Here is a 6898-nt window from a genome sequence, read left to right as displayed (position 1 = left end):
TTCATGCCTAACATTTTTGCCAGTGACGCTGAAGGCGTACGCTTGTCAGACGAAGCTACAGACATCGATCACACCTTACGCAAGGATGCAGTCATGAGTCGCTACGAAGGTAAACCTTTCCTAAAACTATTGGATTTCTATGTTTTAGAATCCATCGGCAGGATTGAGCCAGAGCAATTGAGCGCTTTGGCTCAACTAGAGCCCAAGCTACGCGAGACCTATGCCACCCAAGGGACGTGGTTTGAAATAGTCGCCGAACAGATGGATCTTGCAGATGAGCTTCCCAGCCAAATCGACGCCGCGTGGGATTCCTATTCCAAACACATGCAGCAGAAGGGATTGGCTGCCGACCCAATAGAGTTCACTTACCGATTTGTAGATACCAACCTGATCGCTAATTGAAATGCCTGCTTTTGCGGCTGGCCTTGATCATCCCACCAGCCTCCTCGGGTCGATTGCAACCCTTCGTGACATGTAGTAATCGGATTGAAAAGGGAAGAGGGCTGTAAGCGTCCGGCGAAATCATCTACCCGACCCCAGCTATAAGCCGATGATGGACATTTGCTCAAAATTGGCGTGCTAGCGCTATTATAGGTGCATTGAAGCCCTCGGATGCTCAGGACAGATGCTTTATCTATATGTAGATGGCAGCGACAACCACGCTATCGAGGCAGAGCTTGTGGCTGCGTTCAATGGTCTCGTTTGCGAATGGTCTGAGCTGGGTGCGTTCCTCGTGAATCAGAAACACGAGCGCGATGAGAGCGTATCTGAGAATGACTTGCCCGATTGGTTTATTGGGTTGAATCTTCCCATTGAGAACTTTGGCATCGAGCAGATCAACCGCTTGATTCCTTTTGCGCAGAGGCTCGCTGTATCTACGGGACGGGAATTCGTTCTAGGTGTTTCTAGCCCTCAGGGTATTAGTCAGGATATGGCTTTTCTTGATGCGCATTCTGGGGAGCAAGAACACTCCATCCTTGTAAGCCTACTGAGTGCGAGCGTCCGGTGAAGACAGTGTTCAAAATGATGCTGCGTAAGGGACTGAAAATAAATTCGTCTCCTTATTCAGTCCTATTGGTCGGGCCATAGTTATTTTTCGAAAAATCCTCACAAGCGTTGCCAAGTTCGTCTGAGCTTAAGGAATTTGCCTTCGATTCTATCTTGGCGAACACGCGAGCGTAGGCTGCCGAAGCCCGTAACTTTTTGAGGAAATCTGCATCCGCATCCTGTAGGAAGTGGGCCGCCATCGCAGAGTATCGCTCCCGCATACCAGGATTCACCGATGAGCACTTGGCCTCGAAAAAATCAAAGGGCGCAATAAAGGAAGCCGATGCTTCGTCAATGCAGCCATCACCTGTACATGCTGAAGTAGCACCGGCCAATGTGGCCCAAAGCATCGGTAAGCAAGCCAAAATTTTCATAGTATTTTGCATAGGTTGATCCTGATTAGGGGGAACGGGGGGGACAGACGGCGATTTGGGCTCACCCGTCGGACTTTCTCACAATCGTATCCTCCTACTTATTCCTAGTAAAAGTCGTAATAAAGCGCCCACTCCCCAGTTTCACTGTGCTTCCAGAACATCAGGCTCCCACTGTCGACCACGTTCAGATTGATCTTCGAGTCCGATGAGATCTGGAACACAAACTCGAAGCCTTCACCCGGATCAACACCCGACTGGCAGAACGAGGGGTAACCGCCAATCTTGTGTTCGTAAGTGTGGGTGACCAAGTCGTAATAGCTCTGGATCTTGCCCGCGCGTTCCAGCGTGAGGATTGCTTGCTCAAGGTCTTCCGGGACACCACCGCCATCCCACAGCGGAAAGTCCTCCGGCACCGCTTGCGCGGTCAGTGGGAAGGGTTTGAGGAATGTATCTGCCACCGACAGAGACTTGCGGACCAACACATCATCCGGCCCATACTCGCGGATGACCCAATTATTTCCCATCGGCTCTAGGTGCTCGGGGAACGGGTTTGAAATGAATACCGTCAGCACACGAACCCCCGCTAGCAGAGGGCTGTTGATGGGCAGGGCGGGAAGGTAAAACTGCGCATAGGGGAGCAACTGTTGCCCCGCCTGATTAGTGGGCACCTCTTCATCCGGTCGGAACAGGAAGACATTGCCCAGCCAGCTTTCTTCATCGGTGCCGGCAGGCCGAAAGCCGCCGGCAATGAGCTTCACGGCGGGGCGGGCAAGGCGTTGCTTGATTTCCTGGATTTCCATGGCGATGTAAACCTCCTTTTTCCTACAGGTATTAAGGTCGCAGATTGGCAGTGTACGAGAGTGGATAGCGGGGTTTCTCTGTCCGCGCTAGGCCACGTTAGCGTCCTTCACAGATAAGAGAGTGGACCTCCTCCCACTTCCCGGGCCAATGACTTTCGAGGGCTCCTAGCGTGCCTGAGTGTCATCGATACCGGCTCGGCCAGTGGTAAGGAACGATAGCGCCCGAGGGCAAGGCTGCAAAGCCGGCGGATTCTGGTGCAGTTGTAGGCAAAGGCGCGAGGAGACGTGGCTTTGGACGTGCGGTGGTCAGGTTCTGGCTTGGCCCACAGAGGGGATAAGCAGGAGCAAGCATCCATTGCGAGTGCTATTGAAGGGGCAAATCTACGGAAAATAAATCTGTCCCCTTATTCCCTTCCCCTTATTCGAAAGCCGATGGTCGCGAACGGCAGCTATCGGGCAAGTGGCGGTCGTTCGTAGATGACCACCTTTGCTCTTAAACAGGCCCGTAGCTAAACGGTTCTAGAAAAAACTGTGGATCGACCCAAAGCCTTAAGCCGTAGGGAATTACCGAGTATCCGTCATATCGGCCGGTGAAAGCGTTCGACGCAGCGAACTCCACGAATGTGCCGCGCTTATCGTTAACAACGCGGATACCGGGACATCCAAGCAATGTGTACTTGATGATGGGTTTTGGTAGCGACGCCTCCCACATCCGAATCTCTACATCAGAATCATATTGCCGGATTGTCAGCTCCAGTCTGAGTGAGCCTTGCTCGATCAAATATTGATGTGACGTTTCATATTCATCGTGTGAAGGAATGACGCCAAGCACGGCGAAAAGATCATAAGGATCCCATATGAGCTGCGGCATACCGTGTCCTATTCCAGAGATTGTTATCCATCCTACCCATCATTCATTTCAGAAGCTGCCATTCATGCACGGCGGCTTTTGGGCCGTTTGCTTCCTATCGGTAGGAAAGACAGTCGTGGGCTACCCGGGAAAAGGAACTGAGAATATTTAGAGCATATTCGTCCGTTACAACGGGAGGCACCAAAACCCGACGCAAAACGTCGGGTTTTCGTTGAGCAATAAATCCTACTGCCGCGGCTCCACATTATCCAACACCCGATTCGCCAACAGCGAACTCAGCTCAATCAACTGCTGAATTCCCTGCGCCACATGACGTCTCGATCCCTCCAGATCAAACGCCAGATCACTCACCATCGCATCAGCCGAAGCCAACGTCTCAGTGAGGTTGGCCAGCAAACATTCGTTATCGAGGCCTTTCACGACGGCGTACAGCTGCCCCGGTTTGGGGGCGTCTTGGGATTTATCCGGTTTTGGTAGCAGGTAGTGATCGAGCACCCGTTTGGTGGTTTCGTCTTGCTGCTTGGCTTTGGATTTTGCGGATGTAGAGGTGGAATCTGCCTCTGGCGGATTCGGAGTTATTTTGAACATAAGCTTCGGTTCCAGATGTGATGCCGACACCCCGAAGCTACTAAACAATGGGGTGGCAGCTGTACGCAGGTTAGTAGACCGGGGAACCGAAGAAGCCGGCGCGCCTGAGCGCCCTGCGTACAGCCACCATCAAGAACAGGGTCGGGCCCTGTTTGAGATGCGCTTGTACGACTTCGATTACCTCGGGCTACTAAACCCGACCACTGATGGGCAGTGGCAGGAAGACAATAAAACCCAGGGACAAGGCGCACAAGCGGGCGGATTCTGGCGTAGTTGTAGGCAAAGGCGCAAGGATACGTAGCTTGTTAGAGGATGTAGGTGAGGGCTGTAGGAGAGAGGTTTTTTGGCGATTCGGGTGGGGTGTTCTGTGCTGGAACTGGGGGCGATTTCATCGCGAGCAGGCTCGCTCCCACAGGGTTTTGTGTTGCACACGGTATTGATGAACACCACCGAACAAGTGTGGGAGCGGGCTTGCTCGCGAAGGCGTTGGCACATTCAACATTGATGCAAGCTGACTCACCGTATTCGCGAGCAAGCTCGCTCCCACAAGGGATCTAGCGCGGCCAGGGAAATCGACTCACCCCTGAGCCACGCCTCAGCTGCCTTCATTGTTACAGCTGGCCGCGTGCTTGAGATACGTCAGGGCTTTCTGCACACCCATCGAATCAACGTAGGTAATCTGCGCATTCACCAACCCGCAGGTCTGGCCACTGTCTTCAGTCAGCGAGATCACTTTGTCGATGTCCAGGTGCGTGCCGTAGGAATAGCTTTCGCTGGCTGCTTTGTCTTGGGCCAAGGCGGGTAATGCGCCGGCGCTCAGGGCAGTGATCAGGCAAGCCGTTGCGATGGTTTTCAGGTTCATGGTTGTTTCCCTTCAATGAGTTGGATGGCGCTCATTAAAAGTCCGTGAGGTATCTCGGCTGTGTCGAAAAACGCCGTGATTGGATGCGTACGTATCTGAGGTGAATTGCGATACAGATCGATACAATCGCCACTGTTTTTGCTTGGCTCTGGCTTGATTCGAAGCTGGATAAGCTGAACGCACGGTGCGTAGCCAACCGGCAACCGGGCATCGTCACACTGCGCAATTCGATGCGCGCATTTCGGAGAGCAGGGCATGGAACATGTCGATCACGTATTGATCGTGGATGATGATCGGGAAATCAGGGAGCTGGTCGGCAATTACCTGGTGAAGAATGGCCTGCGCACCACCGTGGTCGCGGATGGTCGTCAGATGCGGGCCTTTCTCGAAGCCAATCAGGTGGACCTGATCGTGCTCGACATCATGATGCCGGGGGATGACGGGTTGCTGTTGTGCCGCGAATTGCGCGCCGGCAAGCATAAGGCGACACCGGTGCTGATGCTGACGGCGCGCAGCGACGAGACCGACCGCATCATTGGCCTGGAAATGGGCGCCGACGATTATCTGGCCAAACCTTTCGCGGCCCGTGAGCTGCTGGCGCGCATCAACGCGGTGCTGCGGCGCACGCGCATGCTGCCGCCGAACTTTGTCGTCAGCGAAAGCGGCCGCATGCTCAAGTTCGGCCGCTGGCGCCTCGACACCACCGCTCGCCATTTGCTCGATGAAGACGACACGCTGGTCTCGCTGAGCGGCGCCGAGTACCGGCTGCTGCGGGTGTTTCTCGATCATCCTCAGCGGGTGCTGAGCCGCGACCAGTTGCTCAACCTGACCCAGGGCCGTGACGCGGACATCTTCGACCGTTCCATTGATCTGCTGGTCAGCCGCGTGCGTCAGCGCTTGCTGGATGACGCTCGCGAACCGCTCTACTTGAAGACGGTGCGCAATGAAGGCTACGTCTTTACCTTTGCGGTGGAAATGCTTGAGGAGCAGGCATGAAACTCCCGTTGCAATGGCCTCGCACGCTGGCCTCGCGGCTGTGGCTGGTGTTCCTGGTCGGGCTGATACTCGCCCAGGCCCTGACCTTCGCAGCCCAGTACTACGAACGCTACGAAAGCACCAAGACGGCGATGTTGGGCAACTTCGAACACGACACGGCGACGTCCATCGCCATCCTCGACCGTCTGCCTGCCGCCGAGCGCCTGGCATGGACCAAACGCCTGCAGCGGCGCAACTACGACTATTTGCTGCGCGAACACGATCCTGGCATTCCGCTCACTTCCAACGATCTCGCGGCGACGGCGGCGCAATCCCTGCAAGTCTCGCTGGGCCGCAACTATGACCTGACCTTTGTCGAGATCCCGGGGCCACGCCAGCACTTTCAAGCCCAGGTGCGACTGGCTGATGGCAGCCCGGTGACCATCGATGTGCGTCCCTCGGTCAGGCCGTTGTCGCCCTGGTTGCCGTTTGTCCTGTTCGGTCAGTTGCTGTTGATGATCGGCTGCACCTGGCTGGCCGTGCGCATCGCCATACGCCCCCTCAGTCGACTGGCCGAGGCGGTCGAGAACCTCGACCCGAACGCCCATCCCGTGCCGTTGGATGAAACCGGTCCACGGGAAGTGGCCTACGCCGCTCGCGCCTTTAACAGCATGCAGGCGCGCATTGCCGCGTACCTCAAAGAGCGCATGCAATTGCTCGCGGCGATTTCCCACGACTTGCAGACGCCCATCACGCGCATGAAGCTGCGCGCCGAGTTCATGGACGACTCGGTTGAGAAAGACAAACTGGGCAACGACCTCAACGAGATCGAGCACCTGGTGCGCGAGGGTGTTGCTTATGCGCGAAGCGTCCATGGGGCGACGGAGACCAGTTGCCGCATCAGTCTGGATTCTTTTCTCGACAGCCTGGTGTGCGACTACCAGGACACCGGTCGCGAGGTCAGCCTGCGCGGCCAGAACGGCGCGATCATCGAGACAAGGCCCCATGCGCTGCGGCGTATTCTGGTGAATCTGGTGGATAACGCGCTGAAGTACGCCGGCACCGCCGAGGTGGAAATCGGCGGCAATGCGAGTACCGGCGTTTCCATCAGCGTGCTTGACCGAGGGCCGGGCATTCCCGAGGAGATCCTGGCCGAGGTGGTGAAGCCGTTCTATCGGGTGGAAAGCTCACGCAACCGCAGCTCCGGCGGCACCGGCCTGGGCCTTGCCATCGCCCAGCAGTTGACCGTCGCGATTGGTGGAACGCTGAGCCTGCGCAACCGCGACGGCGGCGGGCTTTGCGTGACCCTCGACTTCGGCGGCGATCAGTAGGCCGCTCTTGCTGGATCAGTGGCATGCATTTGTAAGCCACTGTATCCAGC

At 55.9% G+C, this 6898-nt stretch carries 9 protein-coding genes; 4 read left to right on the top strand and 5 right to left on the bottom strand.

What is annotated here, in order from left to right; genetic code table 11:
- Positions 1 to 3 precede the first annotated feature (3 nt).
- Complete coding sequence (locus M1D99_RS29650; protein ID WP_458131215.1) at positions 4 to 402, top strand: hypothetical protein; 399 nt, start codon at positions 4 to 6, stop codon at positions 400 to 402.
- Between the two features lie 223 nt (positions 403 to 625).
- The gene (locus M1D99_RS29645) at positions 626 to 1009 is read left to right on the top strand and encodes a hypothetical protein (protein WP_434573293.1); all 384 of its coding nucleotides are present in this window, start codon (positions 626 to 628) and stop codon (positions 1007 to 1009) included.
- A 52-nt stretch (positions 1010 to 1061) separates the two neighbouring features.
- Here M1D99_RS29645 and M1D99_RS29640 read toward each other — a convergent pair whose 3' ends face one another.
- The 5 genes from M1D99_RS29640 to M1D99_RS29620 all read right to left on the bottom strand — a co-directional run bounded on the left by M1D99_RS29640 (position 1062) and on the right by M1D99_RS29620 (position 4542).
- Positions 1062 to 1433, bottom strand: coding sequence for a hypothetical protein (locus M1D99_RS29640; RefSeq protein WP_434573291.1), 372 nt, complete (start codon positions 1431 to 1433; stop codon positions 1062 to 1064).
- A 92-nt stretch (positions 1434 to 1525) separates the two neighbouring features.
- Positions 1526 to 2221, bottom strand: a complete 696-nt coding sequence (locus M1D99_RS29635) for a DUF1963 domain-containing protein (protein WP_434573289.1) — start codon at positions 2219 to 2221, stop codon at positions 1526 to 1528.
- 493 nt (positions 2222 to 2714) lie between these two features.
- Complete coding sequence (locus M1D99_RS29630) at positions 2715 to 3092, bottom strand: hypothetical protein (RefSeq protein WP_434573288.1); 378 nt, start codon at positions 3090 to 3092, stop codon at positions 2715 to 2717.
- Positions 3093 to 3317: 225 nt separating this feature from the next.
- Positions 3318 to 3680 (bottom strand): DUF6124 family protein, encoded by a 363-nt coding sequence (locus tag M1D99_RS29625; RefSeq protein WP_434573286.1) that lies wholly within the window; start codon positions 3678 to 3680, stop codon positions 3318 to 3320.
- 595 nt (positions 3681 to 4275) lie between these two features.
- Positions 4276 to 4542 carry a DUF2790 domain-containing protein gene (locus tag M1D99_RS29620; RefSeq protein WP_458131214.1) on the bottom strand — a complete coding sequence of 89 codons (267 nt, stop codon included), beginning with the start codon at positions 4540 to 4542 and terminating at the stop codon, positions 4276 to 4278.
- Between the two features lie 255 nt (positions 4543 to 4797).
- On the opposite strand from M1D99_RS29620, the gene M1D99_RS29615 reads away from it, so the two are divergent.
- Positions 4798 to 5538, top strand: a complete 741-nt coding sequence (locus M1D99_RS29615) for a response regulator (RefSeq protein WP_018600898.1) — start codon at positions 4798 to 4800, stop codon at positions 5536 to 5538.
- On the top strand, positions 5535 to 6848 hold the full coding sequence (locus M1D99_RS29610; RefSeq protein WP_434573281.1) for an ATP-binding protein: 1314 nt from the start codon (positions 5535 to 5537) through the stop codon (positions 6846 to 6848). The genes M1D99_RS29615 and M1D99_RS29610 overlap by 4 nt, the downstream gene beginning before the upstream one ends.
- The last annotated feature ends 50 nt before the right edge of the window (positions 6849 to 6898 follow it).

The organism is Pseudomonas sp. R3-41 (assembly GCF_054161485.1).
This window is presented reverse-complemented; position numbering and strand designations above follow the sequence as displayed.

Excerpts from the sequence above, each read along its gene's own strand:
- M1D99_RS29650 (WP_458131215.1), top strand. The coding sequence starts at position 4 with ATGCCTAACATTTTTGCCAGTGACGCTGAAGGCGTACGCTTGTCAGAC.
- M1D99_RS29645 (WP_434573293.1), top strand. The coding sequence starts at position 626 with ATGCTTTATCTATATGTAGATGGCAGCGACAACCACGCTATCGAGGCA.
- M1D99_RS29640 (WP_434573291.1), bottom strand. The coding sequence starts at position 1,433 with ATGCAAAATACTATGAAAATTTTGGCTTGCTTACCGATGCTTTGGGCC.
- M1D99_RS29635 (WP_434573289.1), bottom strand. The coding sequence starts at position 2,221 with ATGGAAATCCAGGAAATCAAGCAACGCCTTGCCCGCCCCGCCGTGAAG.
- M1D99_RS29630 (WP_434573288.1), bottom strand. The coding sequence starts at position 3,092 with ATGCCGCAGCTCATATGGGATCCTTATGATCTTTTCGCCGTGCTTGGC.
- M1D99_RS29625 (WP_434573286.1), bottom strand. The coding sequence starts at position 3,680 with ATGTTCAAAATAACTCCGAATCCGCCAGAGGCAGATTCCACCTCTACA.
- M1D99_RS29620 (WP_458131214.1), bottom strand. The coding sequence starts at position 4,542 with ATGAACCTGAAAACCATCGCAACGGCTTGCCTGATCACTGCCCTGAGC.
- M1D99_RS29615 (WP_018600898.1), top strand. The coding sequence starts at position 4,798 with ATGGAACATGTCGATCACGTATTGATCGTGGATGATGATCGGGAAATC.
- M1D99_RS29610 (WP_434573281.1), top strand. The coding sequence starts at position 5,535 with ATGAAACTCCCGTTGCAATGGCCTCGCACGCTGGCCTCGCGGCTGTGG.